Origin of the sequence: Variovorax sp. LG9.2 (genome assembly GCF_035018885.1) — a bacterium.
In the GTDB taxonomy this organism is placed as follows: domain Bacteria; phylum Pseudomonadota; class Gammaproteobacteria; order Burkholderiales; family Burkholderiaceae_C; genus Variovorax.
Genome location: NZ_JASJXB010000005.1, coordinates 135,569 through 154,027, shown reverse-complemented (window position 1 = coordinate 154,027; position 18,459 = coordinate 135,569). Strand labels below are relative to the sequence as shown.

General features: G+C 63.6%; 17 protein-coding genes and 1 pseudogene. 15 read left to right on the top strand and 3 right to left on the bottom strand.

The features are described from left to right. Positions 1-32: 32 nt before the first annotated feature. Positions 33-1,241, bottom strand: a complete 1,209-nt coding sequence (locus QN413_RS07310; RefSeq protein ID WP_323495953.1) for a multidrug effflux MFS transporter — start codon at positions 1,239-1,241, stop codon at positions 33-35. Between the two features lie 38 nt (positions 1,242-1,279). Here QN413_RS07310 and QN413_RS07305 point away from each other — a divergent pair, with 38 nt between their 5' ends. Then, complete coding sequence (locus QN413_RS07305) at positions 1,280-1,765, top strand: cation:proton antiporter (protein WP_323495952.1); 486 nt, start codon at positions 1,280-1,282, stop codon at positions 1,763-1,765. A gap of 1 nt (position 1,766) precedes the next feature. Then, the gene (locus QN413_RS07300; protein ID WP_323495951.1) at positions 1,767-2,081 is read left to right on the top strand and encodes a hypothetical protein; all 315 of its coding nucleotides are present in this window, start codon (positions 1,767-1,769) and stop codon (positions 2,079-2,081) included. An 18-nt stretch (positions 2,082-2,099) separates the two neighbouring features. On the opposite strand, the gene QN413_RS07295 is transcribed toward QN413_RS07300, so the two are convergent. Beyond that, complete coding sequence (locus tag QN413_RS07295; protein ID WP_323495950.1) at positions 2,100-2,504, bottom strand: SRPBCC family protein; 405 nt, start codon at positions 2,502-2,504, stop codon at positions 2,100-2,102. Positions 2,505-2,867: 363 nt separating this feature from the next. On the opposite strand from QN413_RS07295, the pseudogene QN413_RS07290 reads away from it, so the two are divergent. From QN413_RS07290 to QN413_RS07260, 7 genes and pseudogenes are all read left to right on the top strand, one after another. Continuing rightward, positions 2,868-3,585, top strand: a pseudogene (locus QN413_RS07290) (aldo/keto reductase). Positions 3,586-3,709: 124 nt separating this feature from the next. After that, positions 3,710-4,195 carry a universal stress protein gene (locus QN413_RS07285; RefSeq protein WP_323495949.1) on the top strand — a complete coding sequence of 162 codons (486 nt, stop codon included), beginning with the start codon at positions 3,710-3,712 and terminating at the stop codon, positions 4,193-4,195. A 262-nt stretch (positions 4,196-4,457) separates the two neighbouring features. Then, the gene (locus tag QN413_RS07280) at positions 4,458-5,840 is read left to right on the top strand and encodes a glutamate decarboxylase (RefSeq protein WP_323495948.1); all 1,383 of its coding nucleotides are present in this window, start codon (positions 4,458-4,460) and stop codon (positions 5,838-5,840) included. Next, positions 5,833-7,596: a hypothetical protein gene (locus QN413_RS07275; RefSeq protein ID WP_323495947.1), complete on the top strand. Its 1,764-nt coding sequence runs from the start codon at positions 5,833-5,835 to the stop codon at positions 7,594-7,596. The genes QN413_RS07280 and QN413_RS07275 overlap by 8 nt, the downstream gene beginning before the upstream one ends. Positions 7,597-7,662: 66 nt before the next feature. Continuing rightward, positions 7,663-9,114 (top strand): amino acid permease, encoded by a 1,452-nt coding sequence (locus tag QN413_RS07270; RefSeq protein WP_323495946.1) that lies wholly within the window; start codon positions 7,663-7,665, stop codon positions 9,112-9,114. 40 nt (positions 9,115-9,154) lie between these two features. Continuing rightward, positions 9,155-11,344, top strand: a complete 2,190-nt coding sequence (glgX, locus tag QN413_RS07265; RefSeq protein ID WP_323495945.1) for a glycogen debranching protein GlgX — start codon at positions 9,155-9,157, stop codon at positions 11,342-11,344. 39 nt (positions 11,345-11,383) lie between these two features. Beyond that, entirely contained in the window at positions 11,384-12,574 is a 1,191-nt protein-coding gene (locus QN413_RS07260; protein WP_323495943.1) for an acetate/propionate family kinase, read from the top strand. 24 nt (positions 12,575-12,598) lie between these two features. Here QN413_RS07260 and QN413_RS07255 read toward each other — a convergent pair whose 3' ends face one another. After that, positions 12,599-13,612 (bottom strand): LysR family transcriptional regulator, encoded by a 1,014-nt coding sequence (locus QN413_RS07255; protein ID WP_323495942.1) that lies wholly within the window; start codon positions 13,610-13,612, stop codon positions 12,599-12,601. Between the two features lie 87 nt (positions 13,613-13,699). On the opposite strand from QN413_RS07255, the gene QN413_RS07250 reads away from it, so the two are divergent. Genes QN413_RS07250 through QN413_RS07225 form a run of 6 tightly spaced genes read left to right on the top strand, consistent with a single transcriptional unit; the run spans position 13,700 to position 18,346 of the window. Beyond that, on the top strand, positions 13,700-14,158 hold the full coding sequence (locus tag QN413_RS07250) for a nuclear transport factor 2 family protein (RefSeq protein ID WP_323495941.1): 459 nt from the start codon (positions 13,700-13,702) through the stop codon (positions 14,156-14,158). Beyond that, positions 14,155-14,301, top strand: coding sequence for a hypothetical protein (locus tag QN413_RS07245; protein ID WP_323495940.1), 147 nt, complete (start codon positions 14,155-14,157; stop codon positions 14,299-14,301). Before QN413_RS07250 ends, QN413_RS07245 begins: the two co-directional genes overlap by 4 nt. A gap of 13 nt (positions 14,302-14,314) precedes the next feature. Further along, positions 14,315-15,235: a TauD/TfdA dioxygenase family protein gene (locus tag QN413_RS07240; RefSeq protein WP_323495939.1), complete on the top strand. Its 921-nt coding sequence runs from the start codon at positions 14,315-14,317 to the stop codon at positions 15,233-15,235. Next, positions 15,232-16,518 carry an alpha-hydroxy acid oxidase gene (locus tag QN413_RS07235; RefSeq protein ID WP_323495938.1) on the top strand — a complete coding sequence of 429 codons (1,287 nt, stop codon included), beginning with the start codon at positions 15,232-15,234 and terminating at the stop codon, positions 16,516-16,518. Before QN413_RS07240 ends, QN413_RS07235 begins: the two co-directional genes overlap by 4 nt. Before the next feature lie 23 nt (positions 16,519-16,541). Further along, on the top strand, positions 16,542-17,537 hold the full coding sequence (locus QN413_RS07230) for a tripartite tricarboxylate transporter substrate binding protein (protein WP_323495937.1): 996 nt from the start codon (positions 16,542-16,544) through the stop codon (positions 17,535-17,537). 29 nt (positions 17,538-17,566) lie between these two features. Then, positions 17,567-18,346 (top strand): fumarylacetoacetate hydrolase family protein, encoded by a 780-nt coding sequence (locus tag QN413_RS07225; protein WP_323495936.1) that lies wholly within the window; start codon positions 17,567-17,569, stop codon positions 18,344-18,346. The last annotated feature ends 113 nt before the right edge of the window (positions 18,347-18,459 follow it).

The window sequence follows — 18,459 nt, the reverse complement described above, 5'->3', positions numbered from 1 at the left end:
GGACGTGTCGGATGCGTTGGAGGCCACGGCGCTCACAGGGCCTCCTCCATTTTCGGCGCCGTGCGCCAACCGCCCAGCGTGAGCCAGGTCAGCACCGCAGCGACGAACGCCCCTGCGGCCATGCCCGCGACCATCGGCAACGGTCGGCCATCGGTAAAGAGCCCGACCGCCGCCATCATGAAAGCGCCCGTCAGCATCTGCAGCGTACCGAGCAAGGCCGACGCCGTGCCGGCGATGGCGCCATGCGCTTCCAGCGCGAGCACCCCGGTGGTCGGTATCACCAGCCCCATGAAGCCGCTGGCGATGAAGTACAGCACGATGAGCACCGCCAGCCGGTCACCGCCCGAGGCGAAATACGCGAACAGCGCCAGCATGACGGTGCCGCAGGCGAGGACGCCGAACTTCACGACCCGCACCAGGCCGAAGCGTTCACCCAGCGCGCCGGTGAACTGCGAGGCCGCGATGAAAGCCGCTGCGTTGACGCCGAAGGCCACGCTGTAGACCGCAGGCGACAGGCCGTAGTGGTCGATCATCACGAACGACGAGTTGGCCAGGTAGACAAAGAAACCGGCCAGCGCGAAGCCGCCAATGAAGACCAGGCCGAGGTAGTGCCGGTCGCGCAGCAGGAGCCAGTACGCACCGAGCGCGCTGCCCAGACTGCTCTCGACGCGCTCCGATGGCGGTCGCGTTTCGTCGAGCTGCATGAACATCATCGCCATGCCCGCGACCGACGCCACCATGACGACCCAGAACACACCGCGCCAGCCGCCGAGTGCGATGACGCCGCTGCCCGCCAACGGCGCGAGGACGGGCGACACGCTGAACACGAGTATCAGCAGCGACATCAGCCGCGCCGCATCCGTGCCGGTGTGCAGGTCGCGCACGATGGCGCGCGGAATCGCCATGCCGGCAGCCGCGCCCAGCCCCTGGATGAAGCGCAGCACGATCAAGGTCTGGATATCGGTGGCCAGTGCGCAGCCGACACTGGCAAGTGCGAACAACGCCAAACCCGCATAAAGAGGAGGCTTGCGTCCGACCATGTCCGACACCGGTCCATACAACAACTGACCGATACCGAGGGACAGGAAGAACGCCGTCAGGCTCATCTGCACGGCACCGATGTCGGCCCCCAGGCTTTGCCCGATGGCCGGCAAGGCCGGAAGGTACATGTCGATGGCGAAAGGACCGATGGCGGAGAGCAGGCCCAGCAGCAGGGCCATTTTCAGAAAACGGGAAGGCATGTTGCGATTGTCGCAATCCCGGTATCCGGTCACTCGATATGGTCTTGTTCGAAAGCATGCTGACGCTGCTGGTCATCGCGTTGGTATTGCTCCAGGTGTCGAGCGGCTGGCCGGTGCCCTACCCGGCCATGCTGGCGCTGGGGTTGTTCATCGCGCCGGCGCTGCTCGATGCGGCGTTCGACTTTCCGCCGTGGCATCTGCGGCGCTATTGGTTGTCGTTGTTCTCGCTGGCCGCGGTGCTGGTGCTGTTGACCACCGCGGCCGTGGCCTGGCTCTGTGTCGTGGTGGCCGGCCTGCCACTGGCGGCGGCCATCGCGCTCGGCGCCATCGTCGCGCCACCCGACGCCGCTGCGGCCAGTGCGGTGCTAGGGCGCTTTCAGTTGCCGCGCGCGACCGTCAGCGTATTGAAGGGGGAGAGTCGGCTCAACGATGCGGTCGCGCTGCTGATCTTCAGCGCGGCGGTGGCGTCGGTGGCCGCCGGTTCGGCTGCTGCGCTTTGCCAGGGACGAATCGTTCGACCATGAATTGATCGCCGGCCGCATCGCGCTGATCGACGCGGGTAAGGCCAGCGTCGAGAACGAGCGCGGCGATGCGGCCGAGGCACTGCGCGAAACGCTGAAGGCCGACCGCAAGGCAATCGACGCCGGCAAGCACCCGCGCGAAGCCGCCAAGATCGACGACCTGACGCGCCGCAGCATCGCGGCACAGCGCGCCAGGCTTGCAGACTTGCGACGCTCGGGCGAGATGGAAGAAGACGTGTTCCACACGCTCGAAGAAGAACTCGATTGGGCCGAGCTGGCCGCCTCGCCGCCGAGCAGCTTCGAGCTGGTCGAAGGCTGAACCGGCCGCTGACTCGCTCTATTGGGTGGCCGAGCGCTCCAGCGTGCGCTTCATGATGGCGGACGCCTCTTCGACCATCGCGTTGAGCGAAGTGGTGAGCGTGTCGGGCAACACGTCGGTGATCCAGACGATCTGGCAGGTGGCTGGTCCCGTCTGACACACCTGAACCGAAGCGTTGTGGTGTGCCGCGCGGCTGCCCACGGCCGAGTACGCCAGCCGGTGGGCCGCGTCATCGACCGCCAGGATGATTTCGCGCGCCACCACGCCGTTGGCGAAAGTGACGATGCGCGCCTTCGGCTCCAGTTTGACGTCGACGACGAAACCGGGCACCAGCCGCTCGTGCACCAGCTCCCAGTCACGCACCGCCTCCCAGACTTGCTGGGCCGGAGCCTGGATATCGATTTGCTTGTAGATGGATGCCATGCGCGCATTCAACCTCAAGGCAGGTTGAAAAGCGAGTCCATTCTGTTCGCTTGCGCACAATCGGCGTGAAGCATCATCAGCCACCGCCGGCAAGGTCGACGTTCTCGAACAGAAAATCAAGTACCGCCCTCGTCGAGCCTGATCATCGCCGCCTTCGCCCTCGGCAACGCGCTCGGTGCGTGGATCGGCGGCATGACCATCTTGAGCGTGCTCGGGCTCGATGCGCCGGGCGGGGTCGCTGCGTTGCTGACGCTCGGTGAGTTCGGGTTCGCGGTGTGGAGTCGCTGGCCCCAAGGGGCGAAGCAGGTTATCTGTCGATGCCATTCCAGCCCGTGCCTGATCGAACAAACATCCCGATCTCTCTTGGGCAAAAGGACATCGACATGGAATACCGACTTCAACAAATCGAGCTTCAAGGTGCCCGCCCTCGGCTATGGCGTTGGCACCTTCGGCGGTGAAGGTCCGCCCTTCAGCGCGTGGGGCAACACCGATGTTGCGGGCTCGCGGCGCATCGTCTACATCTGCTTGGGCGCCGGCGTTAACCTGTTCGACATCGAGCAGGTCGTGCAGACACTTGACGGACTGATCCGCGAGGGCAAGCTCCCCTAGATTGCCGGTTCCAACTTTTCTGGCTGGCAGCTGATGAAGCCGCCGGCAGCGGTTGACAAGCTGGGCGCCGAGCGCTTCGTCGCGAACCAGACCTGCTACTCGCTCAACGGCCGCGGCTACGAATGGGAGTTGATCCCGTTCGGCATCGACCCGGGCGTGGGTGCGATCGTCTGGAGCCCGCGGGCCTGGGGCCGGCTCACCGGCAAGATCCGACGCCGCCAGGCTTTGCCTGCGGAAGGCCGGCCGCACGAAACAGAAGGTGAACTGGCTGCTGACACGCCCGACTGTCGCCACCCTGCTGATCGGCGCGCGCGTCGAGACGCAGTGGCAGCAGAACCTCTGCGCGCTCGGCTGGGAATTGAGTGCGGCGCAGATTGCGAACCTGGATACGGCGAGTGCGGTGACTCCGCTCTACCCTTACTACCCGTACTGGAACGGGCCGTTTTCGGAGCGGAGTCCGGTTGCGGTTTGAGCGATGAGAGTGTGGTGTGGTGTGGTGAACAAGTTATTCGTCAGTCTTTGCGATTTGTGAAAGCAGACATCAAGCGTCGGCACACGAGCCCGCACGGAATTTTCAGCGGCATAGGATGCAACGCATGCACCCATGCAGCCAAAGAACGCCAGAGTCGCCAGTCGTTTCGACGTACCAAAGGATCCTCGTACCGATCGATGGCAGCGAAACCGGATACCGCGGGCTACAGGAAGCCATCAAGCTCGCTCTAACGACGCGAGGTTCCATCCGTCTGATTCATGTGGTGGACGAACTGCGAATGGAGCAAAGCGGCGAACCACGCACCGGCGCTCTCGACGCGCCGAACCCCAATGTCACGCGGGGCAATGAAGTCCTCGCGGCGGGCCTTGCCGAAGTGGAACATGCCGACGTGAAAGGAGATGTCGCGCTTCGGCAAGGGGTGGTCGGGGAAATCTACCCGGCGATCGCCCTGGAGATCAGGGCTTGGGACGCCGACATCGTCGTGATCGGGACGCACGGCCGAACCGGGCTGCCGCGCCTGGCCTTTGGCAGCAATGCGGAAGACATCCTGCACTCCTCAGATGTCCCCGTTTTGCAGGTGAGGCTTTGACGTGAGCGCACTGCAGCACATCGGTTTTCTCTTCCCCCGCCACGTCGACAGCCGGGCCGGCCAAAGCGCCGCCCTGGGATAGCTAGGCCGGCCCCACCGACGTTCGTCTAGTTTGTCCTGACGGCGCTTCCCCAATGCGCCATAGAGCACTCACCGGAGTTGCAGCGGTTGCCGCGACTCCTTCACCCTGCCCGTCCCATCGCGGAAATCTCGCGGCGTCCGACGCTGCGCGACGACCCGCTCCTGCTAACCGAAAGATCCCATGGCACTTCACCAGACCACTGAACATCACGACAACTCGATCGAGGACATCTACGCCTCCGGCGCCTCGGAACGTTGCCTTCCAAAGTACCGGCTGCCCGACCAGTCCACCGAGGCATCGACCGCCTACAGCCTGGTGCACGACGAACTCATGCTCGACGGCAACTCGCGGCAGAACCTGGCCACTTTTTGCACGACCTGGGTCGAGCCTCAAGTGCAGAAGCTCATGGCCGAAGCGCTCGACAAGAACATGATCGACAAGGACGAATATCCTCAGACCGCCGAACTTGAGAACCGATGCGTCCACATCCTTGCCGACCTTTGGCACGCGCAGCAATCGTGGGAGACGGTGGGCTGCTCGACGACCGGCTCCAGCGAGGCGGCGATGCTCGGCGGTCTGGCGTTCAAATGGAAATGGCGCAAGCGCCGGGAAGCCGAGGGCAAGGACGCCAGCAAGCCCAACATCGTGACTGGCCCGGTGCAGATCTGCTGGCTCAAGTTCGCCCGGTATTTCGATGTCGAAATTCGCGAAGTGCCTCTGGAAGGTGATGCGCTCGGGCTCAAACCCGAAGACCTGCGCAGGTACTGTGACGAAAATACCATCGGCGTCGTGGCGACGCTGGGTGTCACCTTCACAGGGATCTACGAGCCGGTCGAAGCGCTTGCGCGTGAGCTCGATGCCATGCAGCGCGACCTCGGGCTGGACATCCCGATCCACGTGGATGCGGCCTCGGGCGGCTTCATCGCGCCGTTCATTCAGCGCGACCTTGTATGGGATTTTCAGATCGAGCGGGTTCGATCCATTAACGCGTCCGGGCACAAGTACGGCCTGGCCCCGCTGGGGGTGGGCTGGGTGATCTGGGCCTCGAAGAAAGACCTGCCCGAAGAGCTGATCTTCAACGTCGACTATCTCGGCGGCAACATGCCGACCTTCGCGCTGAACTTTTCCCGCCCGGGTGGCGAGATCATTGCGCAGTACTACAACTTCTTGCGCCTCGGGCGGGAGGGCTACACGGCCATTCAGCAAGCGTGTTCAGACACGGCCCAATGGTTGGGGGCCGAATTGGCGAAGCTAGAACCGTTTGAGATGGTCTACGACGGCCATGGTGGCCTGCCAGCCGTTGCCTACCGTCTGACCGACTCCGATCATGGCTACACCCTGTATGACCTGTCCGAGAGGGTGCGGATGCGGGGTTGGCAGATCGCTTCCTATCCGCTGCCATTGAATCGCAAGAACACCGTTGTGCAGCGCATCCTGATTCGTCACGGTGTCAGTCGGGATCTGGCGCAACTTCTCCTCAACGACATAAAAAGTGCGATCCAGCACCTGACGAAGAACCCGGTCCCCAATTCCACGGCGAAACCTGGCTTTCATCATGGATAGCATCCGGTCTGTGACCGAGGCTGGGGTTCACGGCTTTTTCCAACTCCTGGGCGATCAGCCAATCGCTTTCGTTCTGCTCGCGCTTGCGCTCGGCACTCTGATCGGCAAGTTCAACTTCAAGACCATCTCTCTTGGATCTACGGCCGGCACGCTGCTGGTCGGCGTCGTGGTCTCGATGATCGCCCAGTCCGCATACGACATCACCTACGCCATCCCGGGCATTCTGTCGTCGTTCATGCTGCTGCTTTTCATGTACGCCCTCGGGCTGAAGGTGGGACCGCAATTCTTCTCGGGGCTGCGCAAGGGCGGTCTTGCCTTCGTCGCGATCGGGCTGATCGTCTGGGTCTTGAACTGGGTCATCTGCTATTTCGGAGCCGCGCTGGCCGGGCTCGCGCCGGGCTACGCGACCGGTCTGATTTCCGGGAGTTACACCATCACGGCGATCCTCGGTGTCGGCCAAAGCGCACTGGCGAGTGGTGCCTACAAACCACCCGCAGGCATGACCGTCGCGCAGGTGGGGGCCAATATGGCGGCTGCCTACGCGATCAGCTATGTTCTCTCCACAGTCGGCATCATCCTCTTGATCCGTTACCTTCCGCGCATCTTTGGACACGACGCCAAGGCCGATGCGAAACTGGCCGAGGCAGCGTTCAGCGGCGGGGCTACCCATCCCGTCCCAGGCGCGCCCAGTGCACTGGTCATCGGAATTTCTCCCTACGATCTGCGCGCCTTCTCTGTTACGCATGACGGCTTCATTGGCCGCAACATCGCGCAGCTGGCCGTGGACTTCCCCGCCGCGCCCATTCTTCGGCTGGTCCGCGACGGCGGTGTGCTTGACATGACCGACGACCTGGTCCTCAGAAAGGGTGACATCGTCACGGTGCGTGGGGACGTGCATGACCTGATCCTGAAGGACGGGAAGCTGATCGGCCCAGAATCCAGCAATCCGTTGGCGCGGAACATCCCGCTTGAGGTTGCGGACGTGCACGTCGGCGCTCACGAGCACTCGGGAAAGAGCATGGCGCAACTCGGACAGGTGATGTCTGGCGGTGTCGCCGTGCAGGCCCTCTTCCGTGGCGGAACCGAACTCCCTCTGGGCCCGAAAAGCGATGTCCGCTTCGGCGACGTGCTGCGCCTCACCGGACCAGACTCCGCGCTCCGCAAAGCGGCGAAGGAATTCGGCGGCCACATCGTGCTGCCGACGATGAAGTCCGAGGTGCTTTATCTCGCGATCGCCATGCTGGCTGGCTACCTCGTGGGCATCGTCACGGTCACGATCTCAGGCATTCCTTTTTCGCTCGGAACCTCGGCCGGCGTCATCATGGCGGGGGTAGGGGTCAGCTATTTCCGCAGCCGCAACCCCAACTTCGGTGGTCCGGTGCACGAAGGCGCACGAAGCTTTCTGCAGGATTTCGGGCTGAACGCCTTCGTCGCGGTGCTGTCGGCCAACGTAGGCCCCAAGGTCATCTCCGCGCTCGGCGGCAACACGATCCTTTGGCTCGCACTCATCGGCCTTGCCGGCGCGCTCATACCGCCGCTGGTCGGCTTCTGGGTGGGAATCAAGTTCTTCGGACTCAACTCGATCATCTCCGATGGTGCCACCACGGGCGCGCGCAACAGCACGCCGGGTCTGAACGCCATCATGGAGGAATCCGGCAGCTCGGTCGCCGCCGTCCCTTATCCGGTGAGCTATGCGTTGACGACCGTCCTGGCGCTGATCGGCGGCTATTTCTCGATGATCCTGTCCTGGCGATAGCCAAGTAGCTTCTGCGTGACTGCTGAAAAGAACCCTGCTCGTCTGAGCTCGGCGTCGGTCGGTCTCATGACCGCGGCAGCCATCGTTACCAGCTTGCGCGGTCTGCCGTTGCTCGCCAAGGAGGAGATGACGATGTTTGCCTATTTGGCGTTCGCGGTTGTCTTTTACCTCGTTCCAGCATCGCTCGTTTCGGCCGAACTCGGCGGTGCCTTTTCGGATAGGAAGGGCGGTATCTATGCGTGGGTCGGGGAAGCCTTTGGTCAGCGATGGGGGTTTCTCGCGGTCTGGCTGCAATGGATACAGAACGTGGTCTGGTTTCCAGTGGGTCTGACTTTCGGCGCTGTGGCTCTGGCGTACACCATCGGGCGTCCCGACCTCGCAAAAAACGGGACTTTCGTCGGCGTCTTCTGCATCGTCGTCTTTTGGGTGGTGACAGCGCTCGTGTTGCGTGGCGTGCGGGTCTTCGCCAGGCTCGCGAACTGGACATTCATCGCCGGAACGATCGTGCCAGGCCTGTTTCTGTTGGTCCTCCTCACCTACTGGCTGTCGACGGGGCACCCGATCGGCTGGCGGCACCTGACCGACCCGGCCGTGTCGAACGACGGCCACGCGACGTTCTGGCCGTCGATCCATGGATTCGGCGGTGTCACCTTCCTGGCCGGAATCATCCTGCTTTTCGCCGGTGTCGAGGTGCAGGCGGTCCATGTCGCGGAAATGCGCGAGCCGGGCCGCGAATATCCGCTGGCGATAGGCATCGGTGCGCTGGCGGCAGTTCTCGTCTTCGCGCTCGGAGCGATCCCGGTCGCGGCGATCCTGCCGCACGACAGGATTTCGCTGCAGTCGGGCGTCTTCGATACGTTCAGCGCCGTCATCAGCGATATGTGGCACATGATCTGGCTGACAAGGACGTTGTCTCTGCTGGTCGGACTCGGTGCCGTCAGCGGCATCTTTGCGTGGCTCGGCAGCCCGTCGAGAGGACTTCTGGCAACTGCCCAGGATGGGAATTTGCCGCGCATTCTGCAGGCGACCAACGGCCATGGGATGCCCAAACACATCCTGCTGGCCCAAGGTGTCGTGGTGACGTTGATGTCGTCGCTCTACTTCTTCGTCAAGAACGTCTCGGTCGTTTTCTTTTTGCTGTCGGCCATGACCATCGCGCTCTATCTGATCGCCTACATGTTCATGTACGCGGCCGCCATCAAGCTGCGCTACTCGCGATCAGAGCTCACGCGTCCATTTCGCGTGCCTGGCGGCAATATCGGAATGTGGGCAGTCGCAGGCATCGGTTTCATGGGGGTGCTTTTCAGCTTTCTGGTTGCGTTATTTCCGCCCGATCAGCTGCCGGTTGGCTCGCCCGCGCTCTACACAGGCCTGGTCATCGTAGGCACTATCGTGTTTTGCGCAGTCCCGTTGCTCATGCACGGTCGGCACCCGCCTGCGCTCGCCGCAGCTGGCTTTAACGCCGAGACCCCAATCTGGCCTGTCGAGAGCTTTCCGCCTACGAGCCGGCGAGCCTGAGATCCCAAGGTTCGGCGCCGTCATCCGCGATGATTGCGCCATGACACAAACGTATTCGATCGAAGAAGGAACCGCGCACCCGTTGGGCGCCACTTACACCGGCCACGGCGTCAACTTCGCGCTGTTCACCGCGCATGGAACCAAAGTCGAGGTCTGCATCTACGACGAGGCCGGCATCGAGGAGTTGGCGCGCATCACATTGCCTGAATACACCGACGAGGTCTGGCACGGCTTCGTGCCCGGCTTGCAGCCCGGCGCCCGTTACGGCTACCGCGTGCACGGCCCGTACGAGCCCGAGAAAGGTCACCGCTTCAATCATCACAAGCTGTTGATGGACCCGTACGCCAAGGCGCACATGGGCGAGCTGAAGTGGGGGCCGGAACTCTTCGGCTACACCGTCGGCCATGAAGATGCCGACCTGAGCTTCGACGAGCGCGACAGTGCGCACATGGTGCCCAAATGCGTGGTGGTCGATTCGCACTTTCAGTGGAAGCAGACCCGAAACGTTCGGGTGCCGTGGGACCAGACCGTGTTCTACGAAACCCATGTGCGCGGCTTCACCATGCGCCGGCCCGACGTGCCCGAGCACATGCGCGGCACCTTCGCCGGCCTGGCGCAAGACGGTCCTATCAAGCACATCCGCGAACTGGGCGTGACCAGCGTCGAGCTGTTGCCGATCCAGATGTTCCTGAACCAGCCGTTCCTGACGGACAAGGGCCTCACCAACTACTGGGGCTACGACACGATGGGCTTCTTCGCGCTAGACCAGCGCTACATGGACGGGCCCAACATCGACGAGTTCAAGGCGATGGTCGACCGCTTCCACGAGAACGGGCTCGAAGTGATCATGGACGTGGTCTACAACCACACGCCCGAGGGCAATGAGCTTGGCCCGACGCTGTCTTTCAAGGGCATCGACAACGCGAGCTATTACCGGCTGATGCCGGGCGGTGGTGCAGACGGCAACGGCGCTGAAGGCCCCGGTGCGCGCTACTACATCAACGACACCGGTACCGGCAATACGCTCAACCTGAGCCATCCGCGCGTGTTGCAGATGGTGACGGACAGCCTGCGTTACTGGGTGACGGAGATGCGCGTCGACGGCTTTCGCTTCGATCTGGCGACCATCCTGGCGCGCGAGCCGTACGGCTTCGACGAAGGCGGCGGCTTCCTGAAGAGCTGCCGGCAAGACCCGGTGCTGTCGAGCGTCAAGCTGGTGGCCGAGCCATGGGACATCGGCCCTGGCGGCTATCAGGTCGGCGGCTTTCCACCGGGCTGGGCCGAGTGGAACGACCAGTTCCGCGACAACGTGCGCGCCTGGTGGAAAGGCGACGAAGCGCTGGCGCCCAAGTTGGCGCAGTGCATGTCGGCCAGCGGTGACCGCTTCAACCATCGCGGCCGCCGTCCTTGGGCCAGCGTCAACTTCATTACCGCGCACGACGGCTTCACGCTGGCCGACACGGTGAGCTACAACGAGAAGCACAACGACGCCAACGGCGAAGACAACCGCGACGGCTCCTCGGACAACCGTTCGTGGAATTGCGGCGTCGAAGGCGACACCGACGATGAGGCCGTGCTCGACCTGCGCGCACGGCAGCAGCGCAACATGCTGGCGACCTTGCTACTGTCGCAGGGCACGCCGATGATGTTGGCCGGCGACGAGTTCGGCCGTACGCAACAAGGCAACAACAACGCCTATTGCCAGGACGACGACATCTCGTGGTTGCACTGGGAGATCGACGAGCGTGGTCAGGCGCTCAACCGTTTTACGCAACGTCTGACGAAGCTGCGTAAGGAATTGCCGGTGCTGCGCCGCGGACGCTTCTTGTCGGGCGACGTCAAGGAAGAGACGCAGCTCAAGGACGTGACGTGGCTCGCGCCCGATGGTGCCGAGATGGATTCGGGCCACTGGGACGACCCGCAAACGCGTTGCTTCGGCATGCTGCTCGAAGGCACCGCGCAAGCTTCTTCGATCGCGCGGCCCGCTGACGATGCGACCGTGATGATCATGATCAACAGCTGGCAAGACGCGATCGAGTTCAAGCTGCCGGCGCGTGCCGACGGTGTGCATTGGTCGCGCCTGATCGACACCGCACTCGACCCGCAGGAGCCCGAGGACTTCGAGCCAGAGGCGATCTACACGGTCACGGGACGGTCGATGCTGCTGTTTGTCGCTGCCGGTGAAAAGCAGTCTGCGAACGCGGTCGCGGCGCTCGTCGCATCGCTCTGACGATGGTGCGGTGACTGAGCGTCGGTACAAGATGCACCCATGGCACGCGACGTACTCCTCACCTTCAACCCTGGCTCATCGACGATCAAGCTCGGGCTCTTTGCCATCGAAGACGGCAAGGCGCGAGCGTTTGGGCAGGGTGCAATCGATCTCCGGCACAAGCCGCTGTCGCTGAAGATCGAGGAGGCGAATCGACCGCTTCAGGTGACCTTGAAGTCGCACGCCACAGAGGACCTGCACGACGTTATCGATGAAACGCTCGGCTGGCTCGCGAGCCATTTCCAGTCCGACAAGCTCTTGGCTGTAGCGCATCGCGTGGTGCATGGCGGCGATCGTTTCGACGGGCCGACGAAGATCTCTGACGACACGCTCGCGGCCATCGATGCGTTGTCGTCTCTCGCCCCGTTGCATCAGCCGCAGAGCCTGCGTCTGATTCGTGCGGTTCAAAAGCTGCGTCCTGACTTGCCGCAAGCCGCGTCGTTCGACACGGCGTTTCACCGCACGCAAAGCGACCTGGTGCGTCGCTTCGCCCTGCCCCGCGATCTGTTCGACCAGGGCGTCAAGCGCTACGGTTTCCACGGGCTCTCGTACAAGTTCATTGCCGGCCAACTGGCACTGAACGGCGATGGCGACGTGGGCGATATCGGCGACCGCGTCGTCGTCGCCCATCTGGGCAGCGGCGCGAGTCTGTGCGGCCTGGAGAACGGCATCAGCCGCGATACCAGCATGTCGTTCTCGACGCTCGACGGCATTCCGATGGCGACGCGCCCCGGTGCGCTCGACCCGGGCGTGCTGCTGCATCTGCAGAAGGAAAAGCACATGTCCGTCGACGCGCTCGAAGACATGCTCTATCACCGCTCCGGATTGCTCGGCGTCTCCGGTATTTCAGCGGACAGTCGCGAGCTTGTCGCCAGCGATGCACCGGAAGCACGTCAGGCCTTGGCATTGTTCGCATTGCGCATTGCGCGCGAGATGGCGGCGATCGCCACCACCCTCGGCGGCCTGGACGCCATCGTCTTTACCGCCGGCATCGGCGAACATCAGCCGAGCGTTCGCGCGGCCATTGCGGCGCACCTCGCCTGGCTCGGTGTTCGCATCGACGCCGAGGCGAACACCGCACACAAGCTTCGCATCGACGCACCCGACAGCGAGATCTCGCTTCTCGTCATGCACACCGACGAAGAACAGGTGATCGCCGACGAGGCATGTGAGGTGCTGCTCGATCCATAGCTGGACGCCTCTTGCAACCACGGATCACCTGGCGCGCGTTTTGACGCCTGAGCCACCGGATCGCTGGGCAAGGGCCGCTGGGCCGACGGTGGTGGAAAGCGCCCAGTCAGGCGGATCGCGTGACCATTCCTTTAAAAATTCGAGCAGGTGCCGTACGCGCGTCGGCATGTTGCGCCGGGTGGAAAACACAACGTTGATATCGAGTTCCTCCGGCACGAAGCTCGGCAGCACCGCCTCCAGCGTTCCGGCTTTGAGTTCGTCGGACACCATGTAATAGGGATGCAACGAAATGCCGCTGCCCAGCAAGGCGCCCTGCTTCAGAGCATCACCCAGGTTGGATCGCACCGTGCCGCGCACGCGGATCTGCTGGGGGGGATCGCCGGCAAACTTCCAGATCCCGGCCCCCGACTTGATGATGTGCACCAGGCAGTTGTGGCGCGCGAGTTCGGCCGGCGTGGCCGGGTACCCATGCACCTTGAGATAGGCCGGTGCCGCAACCACGACCTGTGGCGACTTCAGCAACGACTGGGCGACATAACTGGCATCTTCTAGCGAGGGGGAAATGCGGATCGACAGATCGAGTGCTTGCGCGACCAGATCGGAGCGGCCATCGTCGTGCACCACGGTCACCTCGATGTCAGGGTAGCGCTGCGTGAATCCGGCCACCAGCCGCATCAAGTGGTAGGCGCCGAACGAGGGCGGCGTGCCAACGCGGATGGCGCCTCGCGGCAGTTGCACGGCATCGCGCACCTCGCCTTCGATGGCTTCATAGCGTTCGAGCAGATCGCGTCCAGCGCCCAGCACACGCGCGCCGGCTTCGGTCAGCGCAACCTGCTTGGAGGTGCGCTTGAGCAGCTGCGCACCCATCGACGCTTCGAGCCAGGCCACATGCTTGGTGACAGTGGCCCGCGAAACCGACAGCTGCATGGCAGCCCGTACGAAGCTGCCGCAGCGCGCAACTTCCGTAAATATCTGGAGACAGCGCAGGCGGTCCAATGGGTTCGTCTCTCTTCGCGCGTGAGCGATCGGGAGGGCCATGGGCGGTCCCAAGGTTTCCAAATCGCAAACATTGGATTATCGAACAGGGTGCGTTGGCGGGCAAGCCGCTTCCTAAACTCCGGCCCCATGGTCGCTGTATCTTCCTTTGTCTCTTCCGCCGCAGCGGCACCGGCGCCCGCCGGCTTCACCCAGCTCCTGCATGGCTTTTTCCATGCTCTCGATCTGCGCCACTACGACCTGATGCTTGCGCTGTTCACGGAAGACTGCCGCTGGTTGCGGCAGGGTCAATGGTTAGAGGGCAAACCGGCGGTTCAAGCAGCGCTCGAAGCACGCCCCCTCGATGTCGACACGCGCCACGTGCTGACCAACGAATACATCAGCGCGCTGGCGGACGGCACCGCCGAAGTGGAGGCGTACATGATCGCCTACCGCTACACCGCCACGCCGGCGCTGCACCATGTTGTGCCATCGATTGCGGGTCCGCTGCGCTTCAATCTGACGACGACGGTGTTCAGGCGAGACGTCGGCCACGACTGGCGCATTGCCGAGCAACGCATGGTTGCCGCTTTCGGCTTCACCGAGTGAATACCGTGCCCGCATCCGGGCAGGCGCTCGACCGCATCGCGACCAAGACGCTCGGTGAGCGCGGCCTTCACTGCAACCCGCGCACGTCACGCGTGCCGCCGAGATCCGCGGGCTGCTCGACGCAGCGTTCTGAAACCCAATGAGAGCAAACCCACCATGACTATCCGCATCGTCCCCAGCCAAGCCACGCTCGGCGCCCGCGTCGAAGGCCTCGACCTGTCCCGGCCCTTGTCCGGCGACGTGTTCCAGATGCTGCTGCAGGCGCTCGGACGCCATGGCGTGCTTAGCTATCCGAAGCAGCAACTGACGCCTGTGCAGCTGCGCGATTTTTCGCAGAACTTCGGCCGACTTGAAGTCAACGTGGCGGGCGCCTACCAGGAGCCAGGCCTGCCGGAAGTCATGGTGCTGTCCAACATCGTCGAAGACGGCAAGCCGCTGGGACTCTCGGACGCCGGCCAGGACTGGCATACCGACATGTCGTACGCCCGGATGATCGCGTTCACCAATGTGCTCTACGGCATCAAGATTCCGCAGCGCGACGGCCAGCCGCTGGGCAACACCGCGTTCTGCAACATGCACGCGGCCTACGACGCGCTGCCCGAAGCTTGGAAGAAGCGGCTCGAAGGCATGACCGTCCTGCACGACTTCGACAAGTTCTGGGAAATGATGCGGCGCGAGCGCGGCAGCAGCCGCCCAGCACTCACGCCTGTGCAGCGCGCGGCCCGGCCGCCGGTATCGCATTCCGTATTTCTCGAGCACCCCATCACCGGGCGGCGCGTGCTTTATGCGAACCCGGGCTATGCGACTCGGATCAACGAAATGGACGCCGCGGAAAGCGACGAGGTACTCAATTTCCTGTTCAAACACCAGACACAAGAGGCTTTCACGTATGCGCACCGCTGGGAAGTGGGCGATCTGCTGATGTGGGACAACATGGGAACGATCCACAACGCGATCCCCGATTACCGCCCCGACGAGCCGCGGCTGATCAAGCGATGCCAGGTCATGGCCACGCGCTTCTTCCATGACGACGGCACGCCGCGTGCGGTGCCCGACACTCGGCTCGAAACCGCATGACCCGACGCGCGCAAGACTGCTACTCGATCGCCGACCTGCGCGCGCTGGCGAAACGACGTCTGCCGCGCGCGGTGTTCGACTTCTACGAGGGCGGTGCCGAAGACGAGATCACGCTCGCCAGCAACGCGCGCGCTTTCGATCGCTGGCAGCTGGCGCCGCACGTGCTGGTCGACGTCAGCAAAGCCTCGACTGCTTGCACCTTGCTGGGCGCACCGGCGGCCATGCCCGCGGCCATCGCACCGACCGGCGCTGCAGGTTTCGGTTGGCGCGGTGCCGACCTCGCATTGGCGCGTGCGGCGGCCTCAATGGGCATTCCGTACACGCTGTCCAGCAGCGCCACCACCGCGATCGAAACCATCGCAGACAAGGCGCCGGGCCGGCTCTGGTTTCAGGCTTACGTCTTGCGCAACCAGGACTTCTTCTGGAAGTTGATCGAACGCGCGGAGCAGGCGCACTACGAAGCTTTGGTGATCACCGTCGACCTGCCGGTGGGCGGCAAACGTGAGCGCGACTTTCGAAACCACTTCTCGATCCCGTTCCGCTTCACTGCGCGCAACGTGCTCGACTTCGCGTCGCGGCCCGCCTGGGCGCTCGACATGCTGGTTCACGGCATGCCAGTCATGGAAAACCTTCGCGGGCTGGAGGCAGCTGCCACCAACGCAACGAAGATCGCCTCTTCGGTCGGCCGCAGTTACGACCCGGCGTTCGACTGGGCCCGCCTTGCCGCGGTGCGCGACCGCTGGCCACGCAAACTGATCGTCAAGGGCGTGAGCCGCGGCGACGATGCGCGCCGACTGGCGGCGATGGGCGTCGATGCGATCGTGGTCTCCAACCACGGCGGTCGCCAGCTCGACGGTGCCGTGCCAGGCCTGCTCGCACTGCGCGAGGTGATCGAGGGCGTGGCAGGTCGCGTGCCGGTGCTGATGGACGGCGGCGTTCGGCGCGGCACCGATATCGCCAAGGCGTTGGCGCTCGGCGCGCAGGGCGTATTGCTGGGGCGCGCGACATTGTTCGGCGCAGTGGCCGCCGGCGACGCCGGCGCTCGCCGCGCACTCGAAATCCTGCACGACGAGCTGCTTCGCACCATGCGCCTGTGTGGCGCCCGCACGGTGGCACAGCTCTCGGCCGATCTGCTGCGACCGGCCGACGAAATGCCGGCGCGGCGTCCATCGCAGTACGCACAGGCCGCACACGAAGCGGCCGGTTCCATCATCGCGGCGGCATCGCAGTCGGTCCGCGAAGCAGCGCTTTCGCATCCCGGCACGCACGCCGAAAACCCCTGATCGACACCAAATAAGGAAGAGACATGACACGACATTCCCGCACCCGCCGCTTTGCGCTGCTTGCAGCCGCAGTGCTCGGCACCGCCACATTTTCTCTGAACGCCACGGCGCAGAGCGACTACCCCAACAGGCCGATCAAGCTGGTCGTGGGCTACAGCGCCGGTGGTCCGACCGACGTGCTCGCGCGCGTGCTGGGCCAGGACATTGGCGCCACACTGGGGCAATCGGTCATCGTCGACAACAAGCCTGGCGTCAACGGCAACATCGCAACGGAATTCGTGCAACGCGCAGCGCCTGACGGCTACACCCTGATCGTCAACACGATCTCGCACAACGTCAACCCGCTGTTGCAGCCCGACCGTATCAAGTACGACCCGATCAAGGACTTCGCGCCCATCGCCATGGTGGCGGTGCTGCCGCAGCTCATCGTCGTGGCGGCCAATTCGCCCTACAAGACGCTGGGCGAACTGATTGCCAAGGCGCAGACCGCGCCCAACGCGGTGAGCTACGGCACGGCCGGCGTCGGCGGCTCCGCGCACCTTGCCACTGCGCTGCTCGAGCAGCGAAGCAACACGCACATGAACCATATTCCGTTCAAGGGCAACGCGCCGGCACTGACGGAAGTGATGTCTGGCCGCGTCGACTTCATGTTCTTTCCCATGATCGGGGTGTCCGAGTTCGTCAGCAGCGGCAAGGTTCGCATCCTGGCCACCACTACGGCCAAGAGGCACCCCGACTATCCGCAAGTGCCGACCACCGCAGAACTGGGCTTCCCGGGATTCGAGGACTATGCGCAGCCCATCGGCTTCATCGCGCCTGCCGGCCTGCCGGCACCCATCGCCGCCAAACTCGACGCCGCCATCGTCGCGGCGCTCGACAAGCCCGCCATGCAGGCGCGACTCAAATCGTTGGGCGCCGACGTCAAGCATTTGGGTCCGGCCGAATACCGCGAGTGGCTGAGCAAGGACCGCGTGCGCTGGGCCGAACTCATCCGAAGTGCCAACATCAAGGCTGAATGATCAAGGCTGAATGACGCGGAGACACTCGAATGCGATGGATCAACTTTTCAGTCGACGGCGGCCCGTCCGCTTACGGCATCCTCGACACCGACGACCGCATCCACGAAGTGCATGGAACGATCTTCGAGCCTGGCGAGCGCAGCGGCGCGGTACATCGGTTGGCCGACGTCAAGATCGAAGTCCCATTCATACCGCGCACCTTCTACGCAGCGGGGCTGAACTACGTCAAGCACATTCGTGAATATGCCGAACTGACGGGCCAGCCGGTGAGCGAGCCCAAGCAGGCCGACATCGGTTATCGCGCCGTCAATGCGCTCATCGCGCACGACGAAGCCATTGTGATTCCGCCGGGTGCAACGCAGGTGGAATACGAAGGAGAGCTCGTCGTCGTGATCGGCAAGAAGGCCAAGCATTTGAGCGAAGCTGAAGCGCTTTCATGCGTGCTGGGATACACGATCGGCAACGACGTGAGCGAGCGCCTGTGGCAAGCCTCGGACCGGACCTTCTGGCGCTCCAAGAACGCCGACACGTTCAAGCCGATGGGGCCATGGATCGAAACCGAATTCAACATCGATGCCGCCGAGACGACGGTGCGCCTCAACGGCAACGTGCAGACGCATTTCCGCACTGCTGACATGCTGTTCGACATCCGCACTTTCATCAGCCGCATGACGCAGTGCCTCACGCTCTTTCCAGGCGACGTGATCTGGATGGGAACCGACGGCAAGTCGCCGAAGCTGAAGGCTGGCGATGTCGTCGAGGTCGAAATCAGCGGTCTGGGCCGCCTGCGGAATCACCTCGTCAACTGAAGCGGAAGCGCGCCGCACGGGGCGCGTCTGCGTGCTCGGTGATCAGTCAAGCGAGCCGATCTTGTTAGGCATCACATGCGAGGCTTGAGCTCCGAAGATATTGCAAGGGCGGA

Bases quoted from the DNA above. Each gene is read 5' to 3' on its own strand.
- glgX (WP_323495945.1), top strand. From the start codon at position 9,155: ATGACACAAACGTATTCGATCGAAGAAGGAACCGCGCACCCGTTGGGC.
- QN413_RS07255 (WP_323495942.1), bottom strand. From the start codon at position 13,612: ATGGCCCTCCCGATCGCTCACGCGCGAAGAGAGACGAACCCATTGGAC.
- QN413_RS07240 (WP_323495939.1), top strand. From the start codon at position 14,315: ATGACTATCCGCATCGTCCCCAGCCAAGCCACGCTCGGCGCCCGCGTC.
- QN413_RS07275 (WP_323495947.1), top strand. From the start codon at position 5,833: ATGGATAGCATCCGGTCTGTGACCGAGGCTGGGGTTCACGGCTTTTTC.
- QN413_RS07310 (WP_323495953.1), bottom strand. From the start codon at position 1,241: ATGCCTTCCCGTTTTCTGAAAATGGCCCTGCTGCTGGGCCTGCTCTCC.
- QN413_RS07295 (WP_323495950.1), bottom strand. From the start codon at position 2,504: ATGGCATCCATCTACAAGCAAATCGATATCCAGGCTCCGGCCCAGCAA.
- QN413_RS07305 (WP_323495952.1), top strand. From the start codon at position 1,280: ATGGTCTTGTTCGAAAGCATGCTGACGCTGCTGGTCATCGCGTTGGTA.
- QN413_RS07285 (WP_323495949.1), top strand. From the start codon at position 3,710: ATGCACCCATGCAGCCAAAGAACGCCAGAGTCGCCAGTCGTTTCGACG.
- QN413_RS07260 (WP_323495943.1), top strand. From the start codon at position 11,384: ATGGCACGCGACGTACTCCTCACCTTCAACCCTGGCTCATCGACGATC.
- QN413_RS07280 (WP_323495948.1), top strand. From the start codon at position 4,458: ATGGCACTTCACCAGACCACTGAACATCACGACAACTCGATCGAGGAC.
- QN413_RS07230 (WP_323495937.1), top strand. From the start codon at position 16,542: ATGACACGACATTCCCGCACCCGCCGCTTTGCGCTGCTTGCAGCCGCA.
- QN413_RS07225 (WP_323495936.1), top strand. From the start codon at position 17,567: ATGCGATGGATCAACTTTTCAGTCGACGGCGGCCCGTCCGCTTACGGC.
- QN413_RS07235 (WP_323495938.1), top strand. From the start codon at position 15,232: ATGACCCGACGCGCGCAAGACTGCTACTCGATCGCCGACCTGCGCGCG.
- QN413_RS07250 (WP_323495941.1), top strand. From the start codon at position 13,700: ATGGTCGCTGTATCTTCCTTTGTCTCTTCCGCCGCAGCGGCACCGGCG.
- QN413_RS07270 (WP_323495946.1), top strand. From the start codon at position 7,663: ATGACCGCGGCAGCCATCGTTACCAGCTTGCGCGGTCTGCCGTTGCTC.